The 516-nt window shown below is 61.6% G+C and carries 1 protein-coding gene; it reads left to right on the top strand.

Annotated elements, in window-relative coordinates:
* Nucleotides 1-516: IS256 family transposase (locus LWH94_RS19335; RefSeq protein WP_232903323.1), on the top strand; the 516-nt coding region annotated here is incomplete at both ends.

Raw genomic sequence — 516 nt, 5'->3', positions numbered from 1 at the left:
GATTGACGATCACCGGCGCTGGTGTCAGCGTGATCTGAGCCAGAAGCGGTATGTGTACTGGTGGGCGGATGGCGTCTATAGCAACGTCCGCATGGAGGATCGCCTCTGCCTGCTGGTGATCATCGGCGTCACCGAGCATGGCCGCAAGGAGCTGGTCGCTGTTGAAGACGGCTATCGCGAGTCAGAAGCCAGCTGGTCAGAGCTGCTGCTGGGCCTGCGTGAACGAGGCCTGACAACGAGTCCTAAGCTGGCGACCGGAGACGGTGCCCTTGGGTTCTGGAAAGCGCTGTCCAAGTGCTATCCCGATACTCGCCATCAGCGCTGCTGGGTGCATAAGACAGCCAACATCCTGACCGCCGTGCCCAAGTCAGTGCAGCCCAAGGTGAAGGCGGCGCTGCATGAGATCTGGATGGCCGAGACGCGGGCTGACGCACACAAGGCCTTTGACCGGACTCTGGTTCGCTTCGAGTCGAAGTATCCCGGCGCCATGGAGCGCCTGCGCAAGGATCGGGAAGA

The organism is Marinobacter sp. G11 (assembly GCF_021282325.1).
Taxonomy (GTDB): domain Bacteria; phylum Pseudomonadota; class Gammaproteobacteria; order Pseudomonadales; family Oleiphilaceae; genus Marinobacter; species Marinobacter vinifirmus.
This window is presented reverse-complemented; position numbering and strand designations above follow the sequence as displayed.